This is a genomic window from Streptococcus sp. KHUD_012, assembly GCF_052588255.1.
In genome coordinates this window covers 1,462,164-1,487,797 of sequence record NZ_CP159355.1, presented here as the reverse complement: position 1 = coordinate 1,487,797, position 25,634 = coordinate 1,462,164, and the positions used below count along the sequence as shown (strand labels likewise).

At 36.8% G+C, this 25,634-nt stretch carries 27 protein-coding genes and 1 other annotated feature; of the genes, 26 read left to right on the top strand and 1 reads right to left on the bottom strand.

Annotated elements, in window-relative coordinates; genetic code table 11:
• The first annotated feature begins 117 nt into the window (after positions 1-117).
• The 16 genes from ABVF55_RS07200 (at position 118) to ABVF55_RS07125 (ending at position 18,121) form a co-directional block, all read left to right on the top strand.
• Positions 118-828, top strand: a complete 711-nt coding sequence (locus tag ABVF55_RS07200) for a glycosyltransferase family 2 protein (RefSeq protein ID WP_049490916.1) — start codon at positions 118-120, stop codon at positions 826-828.
• A 1-nt stretch (position 829) separates the two neighbouring features.
• A complete protein-coding gene (locus ABVF55_RS07195; RefSeq protein WP_049472006.1) occupies positions 830-1,165 on the top strand; it encodes a DUF2304 domain-containing protein in 336 nt (111 codons plus the stop codon).
• Positions 1,155-2,432, top strand: coding sequence for a lipopolysaccharide biosynthesis protein (locus ABVF55_RS07190; RefSeq protein ID WP_070845479.1), 1,278 nt, complete (start codon positions 1,155-1,157; stop codon positions 2,430-2,432). Before ABVF55_RS07195 ends, ABVF55_RS07190 begins: the two co-directional genes overlap by 11 nt.
• The gene (locus ABVF55_RS07185) at positions 2,416-3,198 is read left to right on the top strand and encodes a glycosyltransferase family 2 protein (RefSeq protein ID WP_049472004.1); all 783 of its coding nucleotides are present in this window, start codon (positions 2,416-2,418) and stop codon (positions 3,196-3,198) included. The genes ABVF55_RS07190 and ABVF55_RS07185 overlap by 17 nt, the downstream gene beginning before the upstream one ends.
• 98 nt (positions 3,199-3,296) lie before the next feature.
• On the top strand, positions 3,297-4,271 hold the full coding sequence (locus ABVF55_RS07180) for a glycosyltransferase family 2 protein (RefSeq protein WP_445285129.1): 975 nt from the start codon (positions 3,297-3,299) through the stop codon (positions 4,269-4,271).
• Between the two features lie 56 nt (positions 4,272-4,327).
• Positions 4,328-5,254: a glycosyltransferase family 2 protein gene (locus tag ABVF55_RS07175; protein WP_445285128.1), complete on the top strand. Its 927-nt coding sequence runs from the start codon at positions 4,328-4,330 to the stop codon at positions 5,252-5,254.
• A gap of 65 nt (positions 5,255-5,319) precedes the next feature.
• The gene (gene rfbD, locus ABVF55_RS07170; protein WP_049472001.1) at positions 5,320-6,171 is read left to right on the top strand and encodes a dTDP-4-dehydrorhamnose reductase; all 852 of its coding nucleotides are present in this window, start codon (positions 5,320-5,322) and stop codon (positions 6,169-6,171) included.
• 107 nt (positions 6,172-6,278) lie between these two features.
• Positions 6,279-7,427 carry a beta 1-4 rhamnosyltransferase Cps2T gene (gene cps2T / locus ABVF55_RS07165; protein WP_445285127.1) on the top strand — a complete coding sequence of 383 codons (1,149 nt, stop codon included), beginning with the start codon at positions 6,279-6,281 and terminating at the stop codon, positions 7,425-7,427.
• Positions 7,424-8,365, top strand: a complete 942-nt coding sequence (locus ABVF55_RS07160; protein ID WP_445285126.1) for a glycosyltransferase family 2 protein — start codon at positions 7,424-7,426, stop codon at positions 8,363-8,365. Before cps2T ends, ABVF55_RS07160 begins: the two co-directional genes overlap by 4 nt.
• Entirely contained in the window at positions 8,365-9,171 is an 807-nt protein-coding gene (locus tag ABVF55_RS07155) for an ABC transporter permease (RefSeq protein ID WP_003003247.1), read from the top strand. The genes ABVF55_RS07160 and ABVF55_RS07155 overlap by 1 nt, the downstream gene beginning before the upstream one ends.
• Positions 9,171-10,394 (top strand): ABC transporter ATP-binding protein, encoded by a 1,224-nt coding sequence (locus ABVF55_RS07150; RefSeq protein ID WP_049482481.1) that lies wholly within the window; start codon positions 9,171-9,173, stop codon positions 10,392-10,394. Before ABVF55_RS07155 ends, ABVF55_RS07150 begins: the two co-directional genes overlap by 1 nt.
• A gap of 12 nt (positions 10,395-10,406) precedes the next feature.
• Positions 10,407-11,756 carry a glycosyltransferase gene (locus ABVF55_RS07145; protein WP_061590797.1) on the top strand — a complete coding sequence of 450 codons (1,350 nt, stop codon included), beginning with the start codon at positions 10,407-10,409 and terminating at the stop codon, positions 11,754-11,756.
• A gap of 1 nt (position 11,757) precedes the next feature.
• Positions 11,758-13,503: a rhamnan synthesis F family protein gene (locus tag ABVF55_RS07140; protein ID WP_445285125.1), complete on the top strand. Its 1,746-nt coding sequence runs from the start codon at positions 11,758-11,760 to the stop codon at positions 13,501-13,503.
• A 10-nt stretch (positions 13,504-13,513) separates the two neighbouring features.
• Positions 13,514-15,001, top strand: a complete 1,488-nt coding sequence (locus ABVF55_RS07135; protein WP_049471995.1) for a DUF2142 domain-containing protein — start codon at positions 13,514-13,516, stop codon at positions 14,999-15,001.
• A 23-nt stretch (positions 15,002-15,024) separates the two neighbouring features.
• Positions 15,025-17,550 (top strand): LTA synthase family protein, encoded by a 2,526-nt coding sequence (locus ABVF55_RS07130; protein WP_445285124.1) that lies wholly within the window; start codon positions 15,025-15,027, stop codon positions 17,548-17,550.
• 94 nt (positions 17,551-17,644) lie between these two features.
• On the top strand, positions 17,645-18,121 hold the full coding sequence (locus tag ABVF55_RS07125) for an EbsA family protein (protein ID WP_023917814.1): 477 nt from the start codon (positions 17,645-17,647) through the stop codon (positions 18,119-18,121).
• A gap of 9 nt (positions 18,122-18,130) precedes the next feature.
• On the opposite strand, the gene ABVF55_RS07120 is transcribed toward ABVF55_RS07125, so the two are convergent.
• Positions 18,131-18,331 (bottom strand): ferredoxin, encoded by a 201-nt coding sequence (locus ABVF55_RS07120; RefSeq protein ID WP_003003472.1) that lies wholly within the window; start codon positions 18,329-18,331, stop codon positions 18,131-18,133.
• A 45-nt stretch (positions 18,332-18,376) separates the two neighbouring features.
• Between ABVF55_RS07120 and ABVF55_RS07115 the strand changes: the two genes are divergently transcribed.
• From ABVF55_RS07115 to metK, 10 genes are all read left to right on the top strand, one after another.
• Entirely contained in the window at positions 18,377-18,832 is a 456-nt protein-coding gene (locus tag ABVF55_RS07115) for an SAG1386/EF1546 family surface-associated protein (RefSeq protein WP_445285123.1), read from the top strand.
• Between the two features lie 14 nt (positions 18,833-18,846).
• Positions 18,847-19,527: a (d)CMP kinase gene (gene cmk / locus ABVF55_RS07110; protein WP_031574170.1), complete on the top strand. Its 681-nt coding sequence runs from the start codon at positions 18,847-18,849 to the stop codon at positions 19,525-19,527.
• A 23-nt stretch (positions 19,528-19,550) separates the two neighbouring features.
• Positions 19,551-19,681, top strand: a sequence feature (ribosomal protein L20 leader region).
• Between the two features lie 16 nt (positions 19,682-19,697).
• On the top strand, positions 19,698-20,228 hold the full coding sequence (infC, locus tag ABVF55_RS07105; RefSeq protein WP_003003721.1) for a translation initiation factor IF-3: 531 nt from the start codon (positions 19,698-19,700) through the stop codon (positions 20,226-20,228).
• A gap of 33 nt (positions 20,229-20,261) precedes the next feature.
• Positions 20,262-20,462, top strand: a complete 201-nt coding sequence (gene rpmI / locus ABVF55_RS07100) for a 50S ribosomal protein L35 (protein ID WP_003003453.1) — start codon at positions 20,262-20,264, stop codon at positions 20,460-20,462.
• Positions 20,463-20,511: 49 nt separating this feature from the next.
• The gene (rplT, locus tag ABVF55_RS07095; RefSeq protein WP_000124830.1) at positions 20,512-20,871 is read left to right on the top strand and encodes a 50S ribosomal protein L20; all 360 of its coding nucleotides are present in this window, start codon (positions 20,512-20,514) and stop codon (positions 20,869-20,871) included.
• 104 nt (positions 20,872-20,975) lie between these two features.
• Positions 20,976-21,443, top strand: coding sequence for a deoxycytidylate deaminase (locus tag ABVF55_RS07090; RefSeq protein ID WP_049490930.1), 468 nt, complete (start codon positions 20,976-20,978; stop codon positions 21,441-21,443).
• Between the two features lie 171 nt (positions 21,444-21,614).
• Entirely contained in the window at positions 21,615-22,055 is a 441-nt protein-coding gene (locus ABVF55_RS07085; protein WP_445285122.1) for a hypothetical protein, read from the top strand.
• A 135-nt stretch (positions 22,056-22,190) separates the two neighbouring features.
• Positions 22,191-22,622, top strand: a complete 432-nt coding sequence (locus tag ABVF55_RS07080) for a hypothetical protein (protein ID WP_445285121.1) — start codon at positions 22,191-22,193, stop codon at positions 22,620-22,622.
• A 139-nt stretch (positions 22,623-22,761) separates the two neighbouring features.
• Positions 22,762-23,988 (top strand): ABC transporter permease, encoded by a 1,227-nt coding sequence (locus ABVF55_RS07075; protein ID WP_445285120.1) that lies wholly within the window; start codon positions 22,762-22,764, stop codon positions 23,986-23,988.
• Positions 23,989-24,387: 399 nt separating this feature from the next.
• Positions 24,388-25,578 (top strand): methionine adenosyltransferase, encoded by a 1,191-nt coding sequence (gene metK / locus ABVF55_RS07070; RefSeq protein ID WP_445285119.1) that lies wholly within the window; start codon positions 24,388-24,390, stop codon positions 25,576-25,578.
• Positions 25,579-25,634: the final 56 nt, after the last annotated feature.

Below are 25,634 nucleotides of genomic sequence, written 5' to 3'. Positions count from 1 at the left end.
TTCCGTCATCGATTCACTCTATTATACCATGAAAAGGGGGAGGGGACAGTATAAAGTAGAAAATATGCACTGATTATTGTATAATGAAGTGATATGCTTAGAAGGGAAAACATAGGATTGAGAAATTCAGAATTACTGATCATTATTCCTGCTTATAATGAGAGTGGAAATATTGAAAAAACAATCAAGATGATTGAAGAACATACACCTGAATTTGATTATGTCATTATCAATGATTGTTCTACAGATCATACACTTGAAATTTGTCGCAATAACAACTTTAACGTTATCGATTTACCGATTAATTTAGGAATTGGTGGTGCTGTTCAGACTGGTTATCAATATGCAGTTAAAAATGGCTATCAATATGCTGTTCAAGTGGATGGAGATGGTCAGCATAATCCTGAATTTATCAGAAAGATGCTTCAAGTCCTTCAAGAGAAGAATGTGAATATGGTGATTGGCTCTCGTTTCATTGAAAATCAAGGTTTCCAATCCTCCTTCGCGCGACGGATTGGAATTTCATTTTTTGAAAAATTAATTAAGATTTTAACCGGTCAAAAGGTAACAGATCCAACCTCAGGATTGCGAGTGGCTGATCGAAAGGTGATTGAAGAATTTGCTAAACAATATCCAAGTGATTATCCAGAACCAGAGACGATTGTGTCCCTGTTAACCTCAGGCTATTCAGTTGCAGAAGTGCCTGTATTAATGAATGAACGAGAACACGGAGAATCGTCCATCACATTAAGCAAGTCTGTTTACTATATGATCAAAGTGACAATGGCAATGCTATTGGCTAGAATTGGTGGAGGATATAAGAAATAACATGTTAAATATTTGGTTAACCCTTATTGTAATTATTTTTATCGTTTATATTCTACGCCTAGTTGCAAAGAAAGTCGTTGAACTGAGAAATGTCATTTCTTGGCTCATTCTTTGTTTGCTATCGTTGCCAGTCATTTGGTTTCCTAATTTGATTGGAGCAATATCTTTATTTCTTGGTATTCAGACACTAAGTAACTTTATTTTTTTATTAAGTACATTTTTATTAATATTTTTAATTTTTTCATTAACTCGTACTGTATCAAAACAATCAGTACAGATTAAGAAATTGTCACAAACGATTGCTTTATTAAGAAGTGAGAATGAAAATGAACAATAAAGTAAATAGGAGTATTTATTTTTGGAATTTTGCAGGAAATATAGCAGCAGCTGCAGTCTCAATATTGTATTTGATTATTGTCTCTCGTTATACTTCCGCAAGTGATGCTGATAATTTTAGTTTGGCTTATGCAATTGGAAACCTATGGGTTGTAATTGGTATTTTTCAAGTTAGAAATTATCAGGCGACTGATTTGAAAGAAACGTACTCGTATTTGGAATATTGGCTAACTAGGGTTATTACAGTTTGTTTAATGTTAGTTTCACTATTTCCGTATTTATTTTTTAGTGGAAATAATGTTGGAAAAGGGGATTTATTTTTAATTATCATCCTAACAGTTATTTATCGTTCATGTGATGCTTTTTCTGATTTATTCCAAGGATTATTTCAACAACATGAACGTTTAGATATTGCAGGGAAATTAATGGTGCTTCGTTATAGTTTAAGCACAATCATTCTCCTAATTAGTTTGTTACTTTCAAATTCTTTAATTTTTTCTTTAATTTGTTTATGTTTTTTTAATGTTCTTTTTGTTTTTGGGGGTGATTACATCCAATCCAAACAAATAAGAACGATACCTTTTAATCAGATTTCATCTGCTACATTTAAGCAATCAATTAGCATCATGAAAACTTGCCTTCCATTGTTTGTCAACGGCTTTTTATTGGTATATGTATTGAATTATCCAAAACAAGTGATTGATAAATTGCTAGTAGAGGGCGTATTACGTGAAGGTGCTCAAAGGGATTTCAGTATTCTATTCATGCCTGTTTTCTTTATGAGTTTATTTGTATTAGCACTAAGACCGTTAATAACCGATTTGGCAAAACAATGGTCAGAAAAAAGATTTTATACATTTAATGCTATGATTCGTAAGATTTTATTATTACTTATGATTTTGGGACTGGTTGTATCAATACTAGCCTATTTGATAGGGGTTCCTATTTTAAATATTATAAGTGGTATTGATTTATCAAATTATAGTTTATTACTTACTATTTTAGTGCTTTCCGGCTTTTTATATTCTATAGCTTCTGTCATAGGTGATTTTTTAATTATATTGAGGAAACAAGTCTATCTACTCTATGTTTATGTCGCAATGGCGTTATTGACGAATATTCTTACGCCTATAGTGATGAGGGAGTTTGGCTTGTTTGGAGCAGGGCTTAGTTTTGTTATTGTTATGTTGTTTTACACCATTGCTAGTTGGATTGTCTTTGTAATTATGAGAAGGAAGGAGATTCAAAAATATGAATCAGTGGAATGATCATACATTTGTAATCTGTGCTTATGGGGATAGTCCTTTTTTAGAGGATTGTATAAACTCGTTATTAAGCCAAACCGTAAAAAGTAATATCATTTTGTATACTTCTACTCCAAGTGTATTTATCGAAAGTATTTGCCAAAAATATGCCATTCCGTTTAATACAACTGTAGGTGGCGGGATTGGAAAAGATTGGAATAATGCTTTATCTTTTGTTACTACCCAATATGCTACAATAGCCCATCAAGATGATTATTATGAGCCAACCTATTTAATGGAAATTCAAGAGAGGATAAAGAAGCATCAAGATGCTATCATTCTTTATTCTGATTATTTTGAAGAAAAAAACGGAGAGGTCATTAAACCGACTTCAAATCTAAAAATCAAATCATTAATGTTAAAAACAATCTCATTATTCCCTAAAACTAAGTGGTGGAGAAATCGGATTCTTGCTTTTGGAAATCCAATTTGTTGCCCTGCTGTAACTTATAATTTAGAATTGGTTAAGGGCTTTAGATTTGATGAGGAATGGAGAGTTAGTCTAGATTGGCTTGCCTGGTACCATTTGGCTAAATTTGATGGCAGATTTGTATATGTTCCAAAAAAATTAATGTGCCATCGTATTCATGAAGACTCTGAAACGAGTAATACCATTAGTGACAATACTCGAACAAAGGAAGATTACATGATGTTTAAACTCTTTTGGCCAAACGGATTAGCGAAATGTTTAAATCGTTTTTATAAAAAGAGTCAGGATACGAATGGTTAAAGTTTGCGTGCTCGAGGTTTGATAACAATATAAAAGTATGAATATCTTAATTATTTGAAAAACTATGGGTTCTATTAAAATATATAAAGGATAAGATTGTGAAAGAAGCGCCTAAGATTAGTGTCATTATTCCAGTATATAATGCAGAATTATATCTCAAAAGATGTATAGATTCCGTTTTGAATCAAAGTTTTAAATCATTTGAAATTATTGCAATTGATGATGGTTCAAAGGATAATTCGTTTAAAATATTGAATGAATACCAACAATTTTCTCCAAATATTAGAACTTTGAGTCGAGAAAATAAAGGTGCAGCCTATACTAGAAATGAAGGTATCAAGCTTGCAAAAGGTGAATTCATCATGTTTATCGATAGTGATGATTATATAAACCCAGATTACTTGCAGGTGTTTTATGATGAAATATCAAGTGGGATAGATGATGCAGTTATTGGTGGTCTTCAGAGAGTAAACCAAGATGGTAAACAACTATTTTCTATCCAATTGGGTAAAGATAAATGGTCGAAATATAGATCGATTTCACCATGTGCTCGCATCTATAGAAAAAAATTTTTAGTAGATCACGAACTTTCTTTTCCAGATATTCCGCTGGCTGAGGACTTGTTATTCAGCTTAACGGTATATACAAAATCTGAAAATATAAGAACTATCCCATATTGTGGATATAATTGGTTTTATAATGAGAATAGTGCCTCTAATACATTAAATAAAGGATTTAACCCAAATTTAGATATCAAGAATGTACTTGATAAAATTGCAGCGATTATCCCTAAAGATTTTTCTGAAACTAAATTAATTAAATTTTTTATAAAAAAATTTACTCTTTATTGGTTATTGGACGGTGGGAGACATTCTACAAGTGCAGAGTTTTTACATCAATATAAAGAAATTAATGATTGGATCAGGATAAATGGAATGAAGTCCACTCTTTCTGTTTTTGATCGAGAAATTAGAGATGAGAGGTTTATGGTTAAACTAGCTATCTTTACAATGAACTTGATTGAAAAGCTCGGTTTATTAAAACTGTTTGCAAAACTGTATTGTAAAGGGTAGTTAGAAGATATACAGTTTACTGATAAGTTAGTAGCAGATGTTAATAGGAGCAATGAATGGTTATATCAGTTGTAGTCCCATGTTTTAACGAAGAAGAATCGATTCCATTGTTTTATCGAGAAATGGAACGTGTTCGGATGAAGATGGGAGAAAAGTTTGAATATATTTTTATAAATGATGGCTCTTCAGATGGTACGCTATCTGTTCTTCAAAAGCTACATGTTACAGATTCAAATGTGCACTACCTTTCTTTTTCTCGAAATTTCGGGAAAGAGGCGGCGCTGTACGCTGGACTTGAGCGTGCTAGTGGTGAATACGTGACCGTCATGGATGTAGATCTGCAGGACCCTCCTGAGTTATTGATCGAAATGAAGCAGAAGTTGGAGGAACAGCCGAATTTAGACTGTGTCGGAACGAGACGCGTAACCCGTGATGGGGAACCACCGATCCGCTCTTTCTTTGCACGGATGTTTTATAAATTGATCAATCATATTAGTCAAGTGGAAATGGTTGACGGGGCGCGTGATTTTCGTTTAATGCGTCGTCCTATGGTCGATGCGATTCTTGAGCTCTCGGAGTACAATCGTTTCTCAAAAGGAATTTTTGCTTGGGTAGGATTTGAGACAGAATACCTCGAATATAAAAATGTAGAGCGCGTGGCAGGAGAGACGTCTTGGAATTTTTGGTCCCTCTTTAAGTATTCGATTGAAGGGATTGTCAATTTCTCGGATGCCCCACTAAATATTGCCTTTATTGGTGGACTATTATCTTGGATTTTGGCCTTTATCATGGTGATTCTGATTGTAATCCGCACCTTAGTCTTTGGGGATCCTACTTCAGGTTGGCCATCCCTTATGACAGTGATTCTTTTCCTGGGAGGGTTCCAATTATTGACCATTGGGATTTTAGGGAAATATATTGGTAAGATCTTCATGGAAACCAAGAAACGTCCAATCTATGTTATCAAAGAGAAAAGTGAGTAAAAAGCAGAAAACTTCTGCTTTTTTTGCTATAATGATAGGGAAAAAGCAATTGAAAGGAATTTAACATGATTTTAATTACAGGAGCGAATGGTCAACTTGGAACAGAGCTTCGCCATTTGTTAGACGAACGAAATGAAGAATATGTAGCTGTTGATGTGGCTGAAATGGATATCACAAATTCAGAGAAAGTAGACGAGGTATTTGCGGAAGTAAAACCAACCTTGGTATATCACTGTGCTGCCTACACAGCTGTTGATGCTGCTGAAGATGAAGGAAAAGAGTTGGACTATGCCATCAATGTGACTGGTACGGAAAATGTAGCAAAAGCGTCTGAAAAACACGGTGCAACCTTGGTTTATATCTCAACGGACTACGTTTTTGATGGTAAAAAACCAGTGGGACAAGAATGGGAAGTAGACGATCAACCAGATCCTCAAACAGAGTATGGTCGTACCAAACGTATGGGGGAAGAATTGGTTGAGAAGCATGTTTCTAACTTCTATATCATCCGTACAGCTTGGGTTTTTGGAAACTACGGTAAGAACTTTGTCTTCACCATGCAAAACCTTGCCAAGACTCACAAAACACTTACAGTTGTTAATGACCAACATGGCCGTCCGACCTGGACCCGTACTCTTGCAGAGTTTATGACTTATTTGGCTGAAAACCGTAAGGAATATGGTTATTACCACTTGTCAAATGATGCGAAAGAAGATACAACTTGGTATGACTTTGCAGTTGAAATCCTCAAAGATACGGATGTAGAAGTGAAACCAGTGGATTCTAGCCAATTCCCAGCTAAAGCGAAACGTCCACTGAACTCAACAATGAGTTTGGCAAAAGCGAAAGCTACAGGATTCGTTATTCCAACTTGGCAAGATGCCTTGAAAGAATTTTATAAACAAGAAGTGAAATAAGAGAAATTTGAAGCGGCCCTTGAGGGTCGCTTTTCTGTTTGGATTAGGCAAAAAGCCTAGAAAATGGTATAATTGAATAGACTGTGAATGATTTGAAAGGGAACTCTATGCAACATGTTTTTATTATCGGAAGTCGTGGGCTTCCGGCTCAATATGGCGGTTTTGAGACTTTTGTGGACCAATTGGTTTCGCATCAAGTGTCTCCAGATATCCAGTACCATGTTGCTTGCCTTTCTAATGATCAAGCTTATCAACATTTTGACTACAAGGGTGTCGATTGTTTTACCATTAAAGCCCCTAAGCTTGGGCCTGCGCGTGTCATTTCCTATGATATGATGGCTATTAACTATGCCTTGAAGCTCATTAAGAAACAAGGAATTGAACAGCCGATTTTTTACGTCTTGGGCAATACAATCGGAGCCTTTGTGGCGCCTTTTGCGCGCAAGATCCATAAGATAGGCGGACGATTTTATATCAATCCAGATGGACTGGAGTGGAAGCGGGCCAAGTGGGCCAAGCCGATCCAAGCCTATCTCAAGTATTCTGAAAAGATCATGACGCGCCATGCTGACTTGGTGATTTCTGACAACCCGGGTATTGAGTCTTATATCAAGGAAGCCTATCCTTGGTCCAAGACGACCTATATTGCCTATGGGACGGACTTGTCTCCAACCAGCCTAAGTAGTCAGGATAATAAGGTCCGAGAATTCTATCACAAGTGGCAGACTCAGGAGAAAAACTATTACCTAATTTTGGGCCGTTTTGTCCCAGAAAATAATTACGAGACCGCCATTCGTGAATTTATGGCCTCTTCCACCAAAAGGGATTTGGTGATCATTTGTAACCAGGAAGGCAATCCTTATTTTGAGGAGCTCCGAGATTGTACTGGATTTGATCAGGATCCACGCGTCAAGTTTGTAGGAACGGTCTATGACCAAGACCTGTTGAAGTATATCCGTAAAGAAGCCTTTGCCTATATCCATGGTCATGAAGTGGGCGGAACCAATCCGGGTCTCTTAGAGGCTCTTGCTCACACGGATCTGAATTTAGTTTTAGGAGTCTCCTTTAACCAAACGGTTGCCAAGGACACAGCTCACTATTGGACTAAAGAAACTGGAAATTTGGCGCATTTGATTGATCAGGTCGATCCTTTAGAAGATGTATCTGAATGGGGGCAACGTGCCAAGGCTAATATGAAGCAAAACTTTACCTGGGAAAAAATTGTAGGTGAGTACGAGGAATTATTCTTATTATGAAAGTAAATATCTTGTTGTCCACCTATAATGGTGAACAGTATCTAAAAGAGCAGGTCAAAAGTATCCAAGATCAGACCTATCAAGACTGGCAACTCTTGATCCGAGATGATGGATCGACAGATGGTACGGTGGAGATCATTCAAGAGTTGGTGGCCCAGGATGAGCGCATTCGCTTTATCAACCAAGGAGCTATCGAAAATCTCGGTGTTATCAAGAGCTTCCATGCGCTTCTGAAATATGAAAAAGCTGATCTTTATTGCTTCAGTGACCAAGATGATGTCTGGCTTCCTGAAAAGATTGCTCTTCAAGTAGCAGAAGCCGAGAAGCATCCTCAAGAAGTGCCTTTGCTGGTCTACACAGATTTAAAAGTGGTCGATGAAAATTTGAATGTGCAGCATGAAAGCATGATTCGCACCCAGTCTGATCATGCCAATACAGAATTGATTCAAGAATTGACAGAAAATACGGTAACTGGCGGTGTAGCCATGATTAACCACGCTCTGGCTGACTTATGGACAGGTCAAGAAAAACATGCACTCCTTATGCATGATTGGTATTTGGCCTTGTTGGCAACTGCATTTGGGAAGCTCATCTATATCGATCGGCCAACAGAATTGTACCGTCAGCACAGTAGCAATGTTCTGGGGGCTCGTACCCTTAGAAAACGGGTTAAAAATTGGGTTCGCCCTCATATTCTGTTTGCTAAATATTGGAATCTCATAGAGTCTAGTCAAGAACAAGCAAAAAATCTATTGGATCTGCCTGTCAGTTCCCAAACTAAAGAAATCATTGAAAACTTTGTCACCATTATGGATGTTCCACTAAAAGAACGTTTGAGACGGATTCGTCAGTATGGTTACCGGAAGAACCGAGCTTTTCATACGGTTGTGTTTACCAGCTTGATTCTGACAAAGTTTGCATATCGAGGTAAAAAATAATGTTTGACGTTTTTAGTCAGAAAAATCGAATTTTATTACGAGAATTAATCAAAACAGACTTTAAATTACGCTACCAAGGATCAGCGATCGGTTATCTTTGGTCCATTTTAAAGCCCCTGATGACCTTTACGATCATGTATATTGTCTTCATCCGATTCTTACGCTTGGGTGGAGATGTGCCCCATTTCCCAGTTGCCCTCTTGTTGGCCAATGTAATCTGGGGCTTTTTCTCAGAAGCAACTTCCATGGGGATGGTGTCGATTGTTAGTCGAGGCGACTTGTTGCGGAAGTTGAACTTCTCCAAACATATCATTGTCTTGTCTGCGATTTCAGGAGCAGCCATCAACTTTGTCATTAACCTGGTTGTTGTCTTGATTTTTTCATTCTTTAATGGGGTGACATTTTCTTGGACAGCCTTGATGGTCATTCCACTATTCTTTGAGTTATTCTTGATGGCGACAGGGTGCGCTTTGATCTTAGCGACATTTTTTGTTCGTTTCCGTGACTTAGGTCAAGTATGGGAAGTACTCCTGCAAGCAGGCTTGTATGCGACGCCAATTATCTATCCGATTACCTTTATTGCAGACCGCAATCCATGGGCGGCTAAGTTGGTCATGATGAATCCTTTGGCTCAAATTATTCAAGACATGCGATACTTCTTGATTGATAAGGCCAACACCCCTGTCTGGCTTTTGGTAGAGAATAAGTTCTTGGTTTTGATTCCTTATGTTTTACCAATTCTTATTTTTGTCGCTGGCTTTGCTTACTTTAACAAACATGCTAAGAAATTTGCGGAGATTCTCTAATGACAGATAAACAAATTGCAGTAAAAGTAGACCATGTCAGCAAGTACTTTAAGTTGCCAACAGAGGCAACCAATAGTCTTCGAACTGCCCTGGTCAATCGCTTCAAAGGCATCAAAGGGTACAAAGAACAACATGTGCTTAAGGATATTTCTTTTGAAGTAGAAAAGGGAGACTTTTTCGGGATCCTGGGAAGAAATGGTTCTGGAAAATCGACTCTTTTGAAAATTATTTCTGAAATCTATGTGCCAGAAAAAGGCACCGTCACTATCGATGGGAAACTGGTGTCCTTTATCGAGCTTGGAGTGGGCTTTAACCCAGAACTGACAGGTCGGGAAAATGTCTATATGAACGGGGCCATGCTAGGCTTCTCAACAGCTGAAATTGATGCCATGTATGATGATATCGTAGACTTTGCCGAGTTACATGAATTCATGAACCAAAAGCTTAAGAACTACTCATCAGGCATGCAGGTTCGTCTGGCCTTTTCGGTTGCCATTAAGGCCCAAGGGGATATCTTGATTTTGGACGAGGTCCTCGCAGTAGGAGATGAAGCCTTCCAGCGCAAGTGTAACGATTACTTCCAAGAACGCAAGAAATCAGGGAAAACCACGATCCTCGTTACCCATGATATGGGAGCCGTCAAGAAATATTGTAACAAGGCTGTTTTGATTGAAAATGGATTGGTGAAGGCTTTAGGGAGTCCAGAAAATGTTGCCAATCAGTACAGTTTTGATAATACAGCTCCTTTGCAACAGGGAGGAGAAGCTAATGGAGCAGGCAATTCCAACCAGGAAGAAAAAGTCTTGGTAGAAAATTTTCAGCTTCAGTTGTTAAGCTCAAACAAATTACGTCCTCAAGATCCTATTCAGTTCCAGATTGATTTTGATGTTCGTGAAGATATCAGGACCTATATCGCTCTGTCTTTAACGGATATTGATCGGAACATTTGGATCTACAATGATAATTCTATGAATCAACTGATGAGTGGAGCTGGACATAAAACAGTTCATTATACTTGTTCACTGCCAACTGTAAATGACTTAAAAATGAAATTGGAAGTGACAGTAAGGGATGAGGAAGGGCAGATGTTGGCCTTTTCAGATGCCACCCAGACTCCACTGATCTTTATCAATCGAGATGATATTGCTTTGGATGATAAATCAGCAATGGATTCGGCAAGTGGCTTAATCCAACGCAATGGAACATGGTCAATGACTGACTAGACTGAGGGAAATATGGAAACGACGCCTTTTGTTTCGATTATTTGTACGGTTTTTAATAAAGAGCCCTGGCTAAAGAAGACGATTGATAGCTTCTTAGCCCAACAAACAGAGTTTGATTATGAGATTATCTTAGTGGATGATGCTTCAAGCGATGGATCTCGTTCTATCATTCATGATTATCAAGCCAACTACCCTGATCTGATTCGTGCCTTTTATCAGGATGAGAATCAGGGAATTTCTAAAACCTGGGTCTCTATCTGTAAAGAAGCACGTGGAAAGTATATTGCCCGCTGTGATGGAGATGATTTTTGGTTAGACCCTTTAAAACTTCAGAAACAGGTTGATTTATTAGAAAGTGAACCTGATTGCAAATGGTCCAATACAGATTTTGATATTTATGATGAACAAGGAACCCTCGTTTCTAAGGCCGGCTTTGCCAAACATACGATTCCATTAGCAGATACCTATGAAAAGATGCTTGCAACAAGAGGGTTTACCATGGCCTCTACATGGCTAGTTGATAGAGATCTGATGTTAGAAGTCAATCAAGAGTTAGACTTAACAACATCAGATGATACTTTCAACCTTCAATTGGAACTCTTTCAACGGACTTCTTTAGCCTATCTGGATGAAGCGACAGTTGCTTATACCATTAATCAAGGATCGGATTCTCGTCCAACTGATTTCAGAAAACTAGAACGCCGATTTCATAAGTTGTTGAAAACACAACTTGAGTATCTTGATAAATATCCAAATGCCGATTATAAAGAGATGACGAAGATCCTTTTAGATCGTAATAATACTTATGAGATTCGTCTTTCCAAACCAATGGATTCTCTTTCACACATCGGAATGGAGTCTGTTACAATTTATTTTGGTGACGAAGAAAATACTTATTCGGAAGATCGTACCATGACCAAACTTCTTCAAAAAGAAGATAGTCTGGCAATCGAAATTCCGAAGGGAACTTCTGTTATCCGAGTTGATCTGTCTGAAAGTCCAAGTTATTACTCTGATGTTGAATTGAGAGATTCTAACGGAAAGGTTTGCTCGCCAGTTTATAGTAATGGTATCGTTACAGATAATTTGTTTCTTTTTAGTGAACCAGATCCTCAATTGATTTATGAAGTTGAAGAAGAAGGTGTGTATCAACTGAGCTATAAAATGATTTCTATAGATAATCCCTCTGCACCGGATTATATTGGAAAAGTTTTTGCTGCCGAAATGTTAGATTGTCAAAATAGTTTGAAAAATCTTGAGGCAGAGTTACAAGCTACGAAAGAAGCATATAATACAGTCATCCATTCTCGCCGTTGGACCATTCCAACAAAGATCTTGAAATTCTTTAGAATAAGGAAATAATATGCAACGTTTACTTTTATATGTTCACTACAATAAGTTTAATTTTATTAGTGGGCATGTACTCTATCAGTTAGAAAAGATTCGCCCCTTGTATTCACGGGTGGTCTTTATCTCCAATAGTCAACTACCAGAAGATGTGAAGTCTAATTTAGTAGCACAGCATCTGGTAGACGATATTCTAGAGCGCCAAAATAGTGGCTTTGACTTTGCGGCTTGGCGGGATGGAATGAAGACAGTTGGCTTTGATCAACTGGCTCATTTTGATTCGGTTACCCTCATGAATGATACCTGCTTTGGACCGCTTTGGGATCTAGAACCCATTTATCAGCAGTTTGAACATGATGATGAAGTGGATTTCTGGGGAATGACCAATTACCGGAAAGACAAGGATTTTAACGAGCATATTCAGAGTTATTATCTTAGTTTTAAAAAACAGGTGCTGACATCAAGTGCCTTCCATGAATTTTGGCAGGGTGTTCAGGACTTCACCAATGTTCAAGATGTGATTGATAACTATGAAACCAAGGTCACAACGAATTTCTTGGATGCTGGTTTTCGCTATAAGACGGTCTTTAATACCATACATGAAGACACAACAGGGATGCTCTATCCGGACTTTTCTTACTACAATCCTACAGCGATTCTCAATCATAAGGTTCCTTTCATCAAAGTCAAAACCATTGCAAATAATGAAGGAATTATGCCTTATATTTTTGACGAGTTGGAGCGTGTATCGAACTATCCATTAGACTTGATCCTCAACCACATGTCTATGATTGATCGTCCGGACTATCCTTATCTCTTGTCTCGTAAGTACTTGAAAAACCAGGAATTAGCTGGAGAGTTCGGTAAAAAAGTTGCGGTTCATCTTCATGTCTTTTATGTGGACCTCTTGGAAGAATTTCTAGATGCTTTCCAAGCTTTTCATTTCACTTATGACTTATGGATTACGACAGATGTAGAAGAGAAGAAGCAGGCTATTGAACAAATCCTTTCTAATCGAGCACAAGATGCGACGGTTGTGGTGACTGGAAATATTGGACGAGATGTGTTGCCAATGTTGCTCTTAAAAGAGCAACTCTCTCGTTATGACTATGTAGGCCATTTCCATACCAAGAAATCCAAAGAAGCAGATTTCTGGGCAGGTGAATCTTGGCGCAAAGAATTGATCGAGATGCTGGTCAAACCGGCTGATCAAATCCTAGCCAATATGGAAGCCAATCCAAAAGTCGGAATCACTATCGCAGATATTCCAACTTTCTTCCGTTACAATCGAATAGTGGTTGCTTGGAATGAGGCTCTTATTTCACCAGAGATGAATAAGCTCTGGGAACGGATGGGAGCTACCAAGACAATTGATTTCAAAAATCTCAATACTTTTGTTATGAGTTATGGGACCTTTGTTTGGTTTAAATATGATGCTTTGAAACCACTCTTTGATTTGAATTTGACAGCAGCAGATGTTCCAGCAGAACCTCTTCCTCAAAATTCGATATTGCATGCGATCGAACGTTTGTTGATCTACATTGCTTGGGATCAAAAGTATGACTTTAGGATCTCTCAAAACCCACATGTTCTGACACCATTTATTGATAATAAGCAATTGAACAATCGTGAAGATCTTCAACCCCATACCTTTGTGGACTTTAATCAAATTGGGGGGATAAAAGGAGCCTTGAAGTATATCGTAATTGGTCCTGCAAGAGCTGTGAAATATATACTAAAAAGAATGATAAAAAGAAAGTAGAGTAAATTATATGGGAGTTATTGATAAGACTAAAATTAGAAATATTTTAATCGCTATATTTTTAGTATTATTTTCAAGAGTGTTTTTGGCCAGTTTATTTCAGTTTACTATCAATCTCAAAATTATACTATTAATTATTAGTATTGTAATTTATTTTATTCTTTTTGATCCAAAAGATAAAAAGAAATTGCCAATTAATGCTTTTTTTCTGATAATTATTTTCGGTAGTGTAATTTCAGTAGTGAAACCAGTCCAATATGGATTAGATGAAGAGTCTCATTTACCAAACGTAATCAGTATTTCGGATAGTCCTATTTTTAAATATTCTAATGAGAAATTGGAAGATTATAATTCAGTTTTTAAATATGATGCACTAAGAAATCCTAGTAAAAAAGATAAAAATTATTGGTTCAATGTTGAGCATAAGGAAAGTAAAATTAAAGGAGTAAGAGTTGGATTTGATAATCCAGCCTTTATTCCTAGTGCAATTGGATGGAATATAGGTAGATTAATCTCTAAAAAAGTGTTTGTTTCCTATTATTTGGGAAGAATCTTCGAAGTCATAGCATATGCCATTCTAGTATTTATTGCATTAAAAATCAGCAAAGTTTATAGAGAAGCGATATATTTATTTTCTACATTCCCTGCAGTATTGTACATTATAGCAGGTTATCATTATGATTATTTATATTTTGGAGCAACTTTAATTAGTCTTGCTATATTGACAAATATTCTATCAGGTGAACGTAAAATTGATAGAAAATATGCTTTTGTATTTCAATGCTCTACATTACTATTTTCATTTGCAAAATTTCCGTTTGTATTAATTGGAAGTCTATTTTCAATATTGCCAAATAAGTATTATCAGGATAAATCAGTAAGAAAATTCAGTTCAATCCTGTTTGGTTTAAATTTATTCATTTCCTTTACATACGTTGGAATCATTAAATTGTTTGCTTCAGACAATGCTTTGTCAGGCAAAGGACCAGGACTATTATATTTTGTAACACATCCATTACCATTAATTAGAACTTTACTTTTAGCGCCATACGGTATTATTCATGATTTTGTTTCTGAACCATTGAAATATGTTTCAGAATCGTCTCCGTTTTTAATTGCAATTTCGATAGTTACTTTCTTTTTTGCTATGTTTGTCATTGCATTAAAAAATAAAATTGAAATGCCAACATTTTTTAAATATTACTGTCTTCTTTTACTTGCAGGTATTGCCTCATTAATAGTAATTGCTATTTCAGGAGATCCTAGGGTATACCACAAAGGTGATATTACTGTAGGTGGTGTACAAGGTCGTTATTATTATTTTATTCTGATGTTTTTGCCACTTTTTTGTGGATCATGGTTTAGAAAATTATTTGGTTTTTTAGATATGACCATTCAAAATGAAGATTCGAATTTTGAATGTAGTTTGCAATATATGTTAGTGTATTTAAATATTTTAACAATTAGTATCGGAATATACACTCAATTGCAGGGATAAAAAATTTATAGGAAGGATAAAAAATGAAGAGAAAGAGGAAATTAGATTTAAGAGATTTTCTTTTTAAAATTTATAATAAAATAACAAGAACACAAAAGTACTGTATAGCTCTCTTTCTTTTATTTTTTATAAGCAATACTTTCTTAACACAAAATTTGATTTCTAAAGAGATCAAATCAACAGGATCTGTATTATTCTTAGTTAATCAGTTTGGAATTTGGTTTGGAATTGCCTTCTTAATTCTAGTTTTACTAATTTCACAATACGCTTTAAAATGGATTTTTTTCCTTAAAATTTTAGTTTCATACGTAATCTATTTAATACTATCATACTCGATTGATGTTTCGCTTAATATTAATAATCCTAGTTATAAGATTGATCATTTTGAAAAAAACAATTTTTGGCAATTTAATTCTCTAGTATTTATTTTGTCATTGTTAGTGATTTCTTATGTTTTGGGTCAGATCAAAAAATCATATGATAATAAAGCGAATAGAAAAAAATTAGAACCTATTGGGAAAATGTTCGAATATGTCTTGCATTCTAGCGTAGTTTGTTCGTTCATTTTTACTGATTCTAAAATTCTTTCTTTTTTGTATCGTACATCATGGTATGTATCTGGAAATTTTGAGAAATTAGGAGCAGGAAAGTACTCCTTGAGCCAATTTTGGATTTTAGAATTTCATTTGCTACTCTTAAGTTTTTTCCTGACTTTAGTTGGCTTGCTTTTTGTAAAAGGACAAGTTGATGTAGTAAAAAATAGGTCTAGTTTTTCGCTAGCTGCATTTACAAGTATTAGTCTTGCAATATTATTTAATACAGGAATTCAATTGGGTCTAGGCCATGGGGAACCTTTGGTTGGATACTCAATATTTCCTGGAGGTGTAATATTTCAGATATTGTGTTTATCTTATCTGTTTATTTTTCTATATATTATCTTTAATAGATATTTATTTACGACAATATTGATTTTATTTGGTGGGGTTCTGTTTATTGTTGCTAATGCTATAAAATTTAGTATGCGTGCGGAACCAATTTTGCCAAGTGATTTGGTCTGGGTATTTCAACCTTCTGTTTTATTTAGTTTTGTAGATGCTTCGGTTTTAATGACTGTGAGTATTTCCTTAGTCATTTTTACGTTTATCTATATAATAGGACGGAGATATATTTATCCAGGTAGAATTATTCGTGCAACGATCTTAAGATTTGTTTTATTAGGACTTATGCTCTTATTGTCCATTAATGTTTATTCTATTTTTAAAAGAAAAGATAATGGAAAAATTATTGATGACGTTCCGATTATTACCTTGTTAAATAATTTCCAAGATACAAAATGGTTAGGAAATTCCATAAACGCTAGATATCGATCGTTGTCATATGTATGGTTGAATCAAATAACAACAGATCCAATTATAGAACCGAAGGGATATAGTAAAGAAAAAATCAAAGAAATTGAGAAGAAATATGATCAAGTAGCTTTAGAAATCAATAAAAATAGAAATGAGTTAATTGATAATCAAACGATTGTTTATGTTTTAAGTGAGAGTTTTGCTGACCCATCAAGAATTGAAGGGGTAAATTTATCTAGAAATCCTATACCAAAAATTCAAGAAATTAAGACAAAAGTTACAAGTGGATTAATGCAATCAGATGGTTATGGTGGTGGAACCGCAAATATGGAGTTTCAAACATTGACAGGGTTACCTTTTTATAATATTAATCCGACAGTTTCTGTATTATACTCAGAGGTTGCTCCTAAAATGAGAAGACTAATTTCAGTTAGTGATTCATTTAATAATAAAGAAGTTATTCATTTCGAATCTCCAATTAATTATTCTAGAAATGTGATTTACAATAGATTGAAATTCAATAAATTTATAAGCATTGATGATAAAAAGAATTATGATTTAGGTTATCAAGAAGTACATATAAGCGATGAATCTACGTATAAGGCAGTATTAAAAGAGATGGATGCTAAAAAGAATCAATTCTTTTCTGTCATTACGATTCAAAATCACTCCCCATTTATAGCAGGAGAACCTTCAGACTTAACAGCAACAGGCAATGGTTTTTCAGATGATGAAAATACCAAGTTAACGAATTATTCACGTCTTTTAACCTTTACCGACACCGCCACCCAATCCTTCCTGGAAAGTCTTTCTAAAATAGATAAGAAGATTACAGTGGTATTTTATGGGGATCATTTGCCAGGTCTTTATCCTGAGTCCGCCTTTAAGAATAATCCGGAGAGTCAGTATCAGACAGACTACTTCATTTGGAGTAATTTTGATGCACCGAAATTGAATTATCCTTTGGTCAATTCAAGTGATTTCTCTGCTATGGTCTTTGAACAGACTAATTCAAAAGTTTCGCCTTACTATGCTTTATTGACAGAAGTATTGAAAAAAGCAAGTGTCGATAAAAAGGCCTTAGAAGGGGAAGCGCAAGAAATTGCAGAGGATTTGAAAATGGTTGAATACGACTTGATTAGTGGGAAAGGTTACCTTTCTAAAGACTTCTTTAAAGTTCCAACTAATAAATCCAATTAAAAGGAGAGCAAGCAGTTAAAAATCTTTGTGATTTTGGCTGTCTGGCTCCCTTTTTTTTGTTTTTTATGCTAAACTATTAGATGGGGGTACGCTCATGATTAAGATATTTGGAAAGGTCCATTATCATTGGCAACCGGACTTATCTATTCTTGTGACTTATTGGTCCATTGCAGTGATTCCGGTCTTTATTGGACTGGCCTTGATGTATGAGAGCTCTAGTGTGCCAACGCTAGTTTTGTTTTCGTTCTTTTTATTTATGGTCTTGCTCGCGATTGGGGTCCATCGTTACTTCACGATTTATGAGGATGGGATCTTGCGGATTATTACAGCTAATCCTTTTACTCCAATCAAGGTAAAGATTGACTCGATCGAAAAGGTCGAAGTAAATAAGAAATCGATCAAGCTTATATTTAATGATGGATCGCGCAGTCGAACATTCTGTATGCGTAAATGGCCGAAAAAATACTTTATCAATGCACTTGCCTTAAATCCTTATTTTAAGGGAGAAGTAATCCTGACGGACAATTTCATCCATGTGGATTACTACGAGATGTATTATGCAAACAAATAAAAAGCCCTCTTAATCTTTTAAGAGAGCACGAGTGGGGCATTCTTTAATAGCCTCGAGAACATCGTTTGTGACAGGAACTTCCTTTTCAAGGAGGTCGTCCTCTTCAGCAGCAAATTTAACGATGCCATTGTCATGGTAATCAAATAATTCAGAATAGGTCTGACAGAGACCGCAAGCGATGCAACGATCTGGAATTAACGTAACTTTCATACTTCTATTGTAATGATTTTTACGAGAAAAAACAAGGAGGAAGTCATGGCAAAAGAACCATGGGAAGAAGATATTTACGATGATGGAGAAGAAACATTGAAAAGAACGAGTAAGTTAAACGGAATCAAGGCAGATCGTCTATTGACGATTTTAGCCATTATTTTCTTTGTAGTAGTAGTAGCGATGGTCTGCTTGTTGATTTTCCTTTCAACAGGTGGCAGCAATAAATCAAAACAAATGTCTGGCTTCTACAATGGAGAGACTAAGGTTGAACAGAAATCATTAGCCCCTGCAGCACAAACTGACCAAGCGGCTAAAGACGATAGTTCAAAAGATGAGAACTCTGAAGAAGGTACGATCACTGTTCAAGCAGGTGAAGGGGAAGCAGCGATTGCTGCGCGTGCTGGTATTTCCATTGCCCAATTGGAACAGTTAAATCCATCTCACATGTCTACAGGATCTTGGTATGCCAATCCTGGTGATGTCGTTAAGATTCAGTAGGAGTTGAGGACAACATGAAACAAATTCAAATTGCCATTGATGGACCGGCTTCTAGTGGAAAATCCACAGTTGCAAAGATCATTGCCAAGGATCTAGACTATACGTATCTAGACACAGGAGCTATGTACCGTGCGGCGACTTATCTAGCTTTGCAAAATAATCTGACAGCTGAACAGGTTGATGACCTCTTAGCCCTTTTAGATCAGTATCCAATTAGTTTTGGTCGATCGGAAGAAGGAGAGCAACTTGTCTTTGTAGCAGACGTGGATATTACCCACCCAATTCGCGATAACCAAGTGACCAACAATGTTTCATGGGTTGCAGCGCTTGCGCCAGTCCGTGAAAAACTTGTCGCTCTACAGCAAGAAATTGCAGCAGAGGGGGGCATCGTTATGGATGGACGCGATATTGGGACAGTCGTTCTTCCACATGCAGAGTTGAAGATCTTTTTGGTCGCTTCTGTTGAGGAGCGGGCAGAACGTCGTTATAAGGAAAATGTTGAAAAGGGCATTACAGCGGATCTTGAATTGTTGAAAAAAGAAATCGCTGAGCGGGACTATAAGGACAGCCACCGTGCCGTTTCTCCTTTGAAACCTGCAGCTGATGCCATTCATTTTGACACAACGGGTGTTGGAATTGCAGACGTTGTTGCATTTATTGAAGAAAAAGCAAAAAAACTTCTTGACAAAGAATAAAAAACTTGATATCATATAAAAGTTGAGAAAAGCAGAAGTGAGAACTTCTCGCCTTGTGACGCAAGTTGCCTGGCCCCTACGGATCAAGTTTCAGTAATGAAATACATCATGTAGTTCGGGCCTGTTTTGCACAGGTCCGTTCTTTGTTTTTCTCGAATAATAAAAAAGAGGTGAAAACCATAGCAAAGCAAGACTTATTCATCAATGATGAAATTCGTGTACGTGAAGTTCGCTTAATCGGTCTTGAAGGTGAGCAATTGGGTATCAAACCACTTAGCGAAGCGCAAGCACTTGCGGACGACGCTAATGTTGACTTGGTTCTCATTCAACCTCAAGCTAAACCTCCTGTTGCGAAAATTATGGACTACGGTAAGTTCAAATTTGAGTACCAGAAGAAGCAAAAAGAACAACGCAAAAAACAAAGCGTTGTGACCGTGAAAGAAGTTCGTTTGAGCCCAGTGATTGATAAGGGTGATTTCGATACAAAACTTCGCAATGCTCGCAAATTCCTTGAAAAAGGAAATAAAGTGAAGGTATCCATTCGCTTTAAGGGTCGTATGATTACCCACAAAGAGATTGGTGCTAAAGTTTTAGCCGACTTCGCTGAAGCGACACAAGATGTGGCGATCATCGAACAACGAGCTAAGATGGATGGACGTCAAATGTTCATGCAATTGGCGCCAGCAACTGACAAGAAATAATCTGTCAGAAAGTTAAAAAAAGGAGAAAATATCATGCCAAAACAAAAAACACACCGCGCATCAGCTAAACGTTTCAAACGTACAGGTTCTGGTGGACTTAAACGTTTCCGTGCTTACACTTCTCACCGTTTCCACGGAAAAACTAAGAAACAACGTCGTCATCTTCGTAAAGCATCTATGGTGCATGCAGGAGATTTCAAACGTATCAAAGCAATGCTTACTCGCTTGAAATAATTGCGTATTCGTAAGTAAAGAATTCTAGGAAATATTGGAGGAAATATAAATGGCACGTGTTAAAGGTGGCGTTGTATCACGCAAACGTCGTAAACGTATTCTTAAATTAGCTAAAGGTTACTATGGAGCTAAACATATCTTGTTCCGTACTGCAAAAGAACAAGTAATGAACTCTTACTACTATGCATACCGTGACCGTCGTCAAAAGAAACGTGACTTCCGTAAATTGTGGATCACACGTATCAATGCGGCAGCTCGTTTGAACGGACTTTCATACTCACAATTGATGCATGGTTTGAAATTGGCTGAGATCGAAGTTAACCGTAAAATGCTTGCTGACTTGGCTGTTAACGATGCAGCAGCTTTCACAGCTCTTGCAGATGCAGCTAAAGCAAAACTTGGTAAATAATGATTATAAGACTGGGAAGGTTTTCTCAGTCTTTTTTTCTTGCTGATTTCATGCTATAATGAAAATAATCGTAACCGATATGAGGAGAGATGGAGGATACAAAGGTGACACATAATCGACTAGCATGGGATGAATATTTTGCAGCACAGGCCTTACTGATTTCGAATCGAGCGACTTGTAATCGAGCTAAGGTTGGGGCTGTTCTGGTTAAGGATAATAAGGTCATTGCAACAGGTTATAATGGATCCGTTTCTGGGACAGATCACTGTTTAGAGGATGGCTGTCTCATGGTCGAGGGACACTGTGTCCGGACGATTCATGCGGAAGTCAATGCGATTTTGCAAGGAGCTGAACGTGGAATTCCCAAAGGCTTTACAGCTTATGTGACGCATTTTCCTTGCCTCAATTGCACCAAGCAGTTGCTTCAAGTCGGTTGCAAGCGGGTCGTTTATATCCATCAATACCGCATCGATGAATATGCCGAATACCTCTACCGCGAAAAAGAAGTAGAACTGGTCAATTTACCAATTGAAGAAGTGAAACGAGCTATTGCAGAGGCTGATTTTATTTAGGGAAGGCTTCCCAACTATTTCATGATATATTAGCAATCTAATTGGAAACCTGTCCAAATTAATGTTTAAGAGATAGCATTGAATAGATGGATACCATGAAAGGAATGATGGAATCAAGAATAATGGTGTTAACGGAAAAACATAAAAATATAAGAAAGGTAGGAGTAAGTGATGACAAACCAAGAGAAACATCTTGAGGAAAATAAAGAACATAGTAAGATAAGTGAAGATTATCCCAATTCTGTATCTGTTCAGAATCCTCCAAAAGAAAATAGCTTACATTCTATTCTTCTTTCAGTGACATTTTACTTATCCATTATCTATCTTGTATTGTTTTTCTTTTACTTTGCACCTTGGGGTGATGGTTGGGGATTTGTCGTTTTGATTTTCCTTGGTCCAAACTTATTAAGTCTTGCGATTGGAGCCTCTCTAATTCGACTAGGGATGAAGAAGGGGAATAAAAGCCTTCTCTATGCGAGTGTTGGACTCTATCTGCTGTCTATCATCTTGGCTTTTGATCCGGACTGGGAAATATTTCGAATTGCTCCCTTATGTTTAGGTATTTTGGATTTAATCGGAACACTCCTGGTTAAAGAAGTGAAAAGCTCTTAATTAAAAAATGGATATGGTCAACTCTACTCAATAAAAAATATTCGGATCGATCAAAGCGATAGTTAAATCAGTTCTTCCGCTCTATTTTTAAGCGCTATTATTTGAAAGAATAACTAAAAGTGTTAGGAGAAAGTTATGGCAGATCAACAGAAAAATCTGGAAGTAGATAAAGAAAATGAGGCATATGCTTCAGATGAAAGTCTTTTTCCGAACAATGAAATGAAGCCAGAGAAGAGAATTGGAAATTCTGTAATCCTTTCTATTGCTTTGATCTTGGCCATTGTTTATATAGTTTTACTTTTATTAGGTCTCTTTTCAATGGGAGCGTGGGCTGGTGGCTTTTTGTACTTTTTGGGAATCCATATGATTAGCTTTGTGATTGCAACCATCCTGCTTTGGAATGGATATGTGAATGGCAATAAAGCAACTCTTTATATAGCAGCAGCTATTTATGTTTTTTCATTTATTGCTGCGGGTGATCCGGATTGGGTGATTAATCATGTACCACCGCTTGTAGTAGGAGTGCTGGTATTGATTGGAACTGTATTGTTAAAAAATGAAGAGTGATGATAGCAGGTAGGGTGTTCAATCCTATCTTTTTTATTTAATTAGTACTGATAACGCACTAAGAAAACGGTTACAAATTGTGTTATAATTTAAATAAATGAATCGTTACATACTTTTCTTAGAAAGTGGAGGAGAATCTATGTCTAGAAAAAAATGGTATTGTATACTGCTAATTCTTGAAGCAATTCTTTATCTTGTTTCTTATGGTAGTAGTATAGTAGTGAACTATAGTTCCCAAAATTTAAATGGAAATACACCACTGTTCACTGTCTCTAGTATTTTTTCTATATGGAATGGAATGATTATTTGCTGGGTAATTTGGAGAATCATGAAGCAACGTTTAAATGTTGAAGGATTGATAGCTGTTCTTCTCCTCTCAATTACCCAACTACTGATGTTTTTTTTACCACCTTTCTCCCCAACAAATCTGATGAACATTTCCTTTGTGCTAAATATCATTTGTTTAATATGGATTTGCTTGCTTATAAAGAATGTAGAAATGAGGGAGCTTTTAAACAATTGGAAAAGTAAAGATGGTTGGAAATCATCGATAGCTTATTTAGTACTATTTGTTGCCTCTACAAATATTTCTCCACTATTTATATTGATTGGTATGGATAGAACGAGTGATATTTACGCTTTTACACTTCGATACAGTGTAATGGAGTTAATGTTTTTACTTCTGATTAATGTTATGATCACAAGTACAAGTGATAAACTTCAGAAAGTCTTTTCTCTTTTGCTCATTTTATCTTCCTTTGTTGAGATAGGTATAGTATACTCTTTCATCTCTCGTATAAGCTTTTACGGTCTCTTTTATCTTCTCTTATCGATTTATATTGCTTGTCGTGTTTTTAGTTTACTTGAGAAAGTTGCAGCTAGCTGGGAGTCCAAGGTGAAAGTACAAGATCTATCATCTATTGACACTAAACCAGAGATGGCGTACTCTCAAGTAGAAGGAGACATAGATGTAAACGATCAGTTGAATGCTGATATACAATCAAACAATGATAAAGAAAATTCGCCAAAGAGGATCATTCTTCATTCGCCTTGGTTATGGAGCGCCCTTATAATAGCAGTCTGCCACCTTGGTATTATGATTTTTCCTTTATTTTTAGGAAACCCCATGTATCTACTGATCTTATATATTGGTGCCATCCATTATATTTGTTTTATGATTGCGACTTTCATCCTTTTCATAGCTATGAGGAATGGAAATGTGGGTCTCTTAAATACATCAGCCGTCTTATTTATTGTTTCCATCATAGGTACGCTAGATCCTTATTGGACAGGTCCAAATATTTTATCCTTGGTTTTAGGAGTCCTGGTATTTATTGGAGGTATATTATTTAAAAATGGAGACTGATTAAAGTAGATAGGGTTGAAAATTTTTAAAGAACTGTTATCATTTAAGTAGGTGGTAGGTTTTCGAGTACCCATAGGTACGCGGACGCCTACCATTTTTGAAGATAAAAAAAGCACCGTGTGAGGGTGCTAGATCTTGCCTGCTGAACTCGTCAATTGATAGATATCCTACGGGGTATTTTTTGTGAACTTTTTAGGAACTTTGAGGACTGTTTAAGTCAGTTTAACTGGGTAGTGCATAGATCGAAAAAGCTGATTTAATGGGCTTTTTGAAAAATAATTTTCCATATCATATGTAATGTGTTATAATGAAGTGTTATATGGTCCCGATAAGGTGGTAGAAATCTTCTATCAGTACTTTGTAACTCTATAACAATATTTTTTAAGGGGGGACATTTTTATGTCAGAACGTAAACTTTTCACGTCTGAATCAGTATCTGAGGGGCATCCAGATAAGATTGCAGACCAAATTTCAGATGCTATTTTAGATGCTATTTTAGAGCAAGATCCAGAAGCTCACGTAGCTGCCGAAACAGCTGTTTATACTGGTTCCGTGCATGTCTTTGGTGAGATTTCAACGACTGCTTATGTGGATATTAACCGTGTGGTTCGTGATACCATTGCAGAGATTGGGTATACCAATACGGAATATGGATTCTCAGCTGAGACGGTAGGAGTACACCCATCTTTGGTGGAACAATCTCCTGATATTGCCCAAGGGGTTAATGAAGCCTTGGAAGTACGTGGAAATGCAGATCAAGATCCACTTGATTTGATTGGAGCTGGAGACCAAGGTCTCATGTTTGGTTTTGCGGTGGATGAAACAGAAGAACTCATGCCATTGCCAATTTCACTCAGCCACAAGTTGGTTCGTCGTTTGGCAGAGCTTCGTAAGTCTGGGGAAATCGGCTATCTTCGTCCAGATGCCAAGTCACAAGTTACTGTTGAGTACGATGAAAACGACCGCCCAGTACGCGTGGATACAGTGGTTATTTCAACTCAACATGATCCAGATGTCAGCAATGAACAAATCCACGAAGATGTGATTAACAAGGTCATCAAAGAGGTGATTCCAGCTTCTTATCTAGATGCTGAGACCAAATTCTTCATCAACCCAACGGGTCGCTTTGTTATTGGTGGGCCTCAAGGGGACTCAGGTTTGACAGGTCGTAAGATCATCGTGGATACTTATGGTGGTTATTCACGTCACGGTGGTGGTGCCTTCTCTGGTAAGGATGCCACTAAGGTGGACCGTTCTGCTTCTTATGCAGCTCGCTACATTGCCAAAAACATCGTAGCGGCAGGTCTTGCTAAGAAAGCAGAAGTGCAATTGGCTTATGCCATTGGGGTTGCTCAACCTGTCTCTGTTCGGATCGATACTTTTGGTACTGGAACAGTCGCTGAAAGTAAGCTTGAAAAAGCAGCACGTGAGCTCTTTGATCTTCGTCCTGCAGGGATTATCCAAATGCTTGACCTCAAACGTCCAATCTACCGTCAAACAGCAGCTTATGGCCATATGGGACGGACAGATATCGACCTGCCATGGGAACGTTTAGACAAGGTAGAAGCCTTGAAAGAAGCTGTAAAATAATTAGTTGAAATGGAAAAGTTAGGGTCAAGTTGATCCTAGCTTTTTTTCGTTTTGAA

Excerpts from the sequence above, each read along its gene's own strand:
- ABVF55_RS07135 (WP_049471995.1), top strand. The coding sequence starts at position 13,514 with ATGGGAGTTATTGATAAGACTAAAATTAGAAATATTTTAATCGCTATA.
- ABVF55_RS07155 (WP_003003247.1), top strand. The coding sequence starts at position 8,365 with ATGTTTGACGTTTTTAGTCAGAAAAATCGAATTTTATTACGAGAATTA.
- rpmI (WP_003003453.1), top strand. The coding sequence starts at position 20,262 with ATGCCAAAACAAAAAACACACCGCGCATCAGCTAAACGTTTCAAACGT.
- ABVF55_RS07175 (WP_445285128.1), top strand. The coding sequence starts at position 4,328 with ATGGTTATATCAGTTGTAGTCCCATGTTTTAACGAAGAAGAATCGATT.
- cps2T (WP_445285127.1), top strand. The coding sequence starts at position 6,279 with ATGCAACATGTTTTTATTATCGGAAGTCGTGGGCTTCCGGCTCAATAT.
- ABVF55_RS07075 (WP_445285120.1), top strand. The coding sequence starts at position 22,762 with ATGTCTAGAAAAAAATGGTATTGTATACTGCTAATTCTTGAAGCAATT.
- ABVF55_RS07195 (WP_049472006.1), top strand. The coding sequence starts at position 830 with ATGTTAAATATTTGGTTAACCCTTATTGTAATTATTTTTATCGTTTAT.
- metK (WP_445285119.1), top strand. The coding sequence starts at position 24,388 with ATGTCAGAACGTAAACTTTTCACGTCTGAATCAGTATCTGAGGGGCAT.
- ABVF55_RS07140 (WP_445285125.1), top strand. The coding sequence starts at position 11,758 with ATGCAACGTTTACTTTTATATGTTCACTACAATAAGTTTAATTTTATT.
- ABVF55_RS07145 (WP_061590797.1), top strand. The coding sequence starts at position 10,407 with ATGGAAACGACGCCTTTTGTTTCGATTATTTGTACGGTTTTTAATAAA.
- rplT (WP_000124830.1), top strand. The coding sequence starts at position 20,512 with ATGGCACGTGTTAAAGGTGGCGTTGTATCACGCAAACGTCGTAAACGT.
- rfbD (WP_049472001.1), top strand. The coding sequence starts at position 5,320 with ATGATTTTAATTACAGGAGCGAATGGTCAACTTGGAACAGAGCTTCGC.
- ABVF55_RS07190 (WP_070845479.1), top strand. The coding sequence starts at position 1,155 with ATGAACAATAAAGTAAATAGGAGTATTTATTTTTGGAATTTTGCAGGA.
- ABVF55_RS07185 (WP_049472004.1), top strand. The coding sequence starts at position 2,416 with ATGAATCAGTGGAATGATCATACATTTGTAATCTGTGCTTATGGGGAT.
- ABVF55_RS07115 (WP_445285123.1), top strand. The coding sequence starts at position 18,377 with ATGGCAAAAGAACCATGGGAAGAAGATATTTACGATGATGGAGAAGAA.
- cmk (WP_031574170.1), top strand. The coding sequence starts at position 18,847 with ATGAAACAAATTCAAATTGCCATTGATGGACCGGCTTCTAGTGGAAAA.
- ABVF55_RS07085 (WP_445285122.1), top strand. The coding sequence starts at position 21,615 with ATGACAAACCAAGAGAAACATCTTGAGGAAAATAAAGAACATAGTAAG.
- ABVF55_RS07120 (WP_003003472.1), bottom strand. The coding sequence starts at position 18,331 with ATGAAAGTTACGTTAATTCCAGATCGTTGCATCGCTTGCGGTCTCTGT.
- ABVF55_RS07160 (WP_445285126.1), top strand. The coding sequence starts at position 7,424 with ATGAAAGTAAATATCTTGTTGTCCACCTATAATGGTGAACAGTATCTA.
- ABVF55_RS07080 (WP_445285121.1), top strand. The coding sequence starts at position 22,191 with ATGGCAGATCAACAGAAAAATCTGGAAGTAGATAAAGAAAATGAGGCA.
- ABVF55_RS07150 (WP_049482481.1), top strand. The coding sequence starts at position 9,171 with ATGACAGATAAACAAATTGCAGTAAAAGTAGACCATGTCAGCAAGTAC.
- ABVF55_RS07125 (WP_023917814.1), top strand. The coding sequence starts at position 17,645 with ATGATTAAGATATTTGGAAAGGTCCATTATCATTGGCAACCGGACTTA.
- ABVF55_RS07130 (WP_445285124.1), top strand. The coding sequence starts at position 15,025 with ATGAAGAGAAAGAGGAAATTAGATTTAAGAGATTTTCTTTTTAAAATT.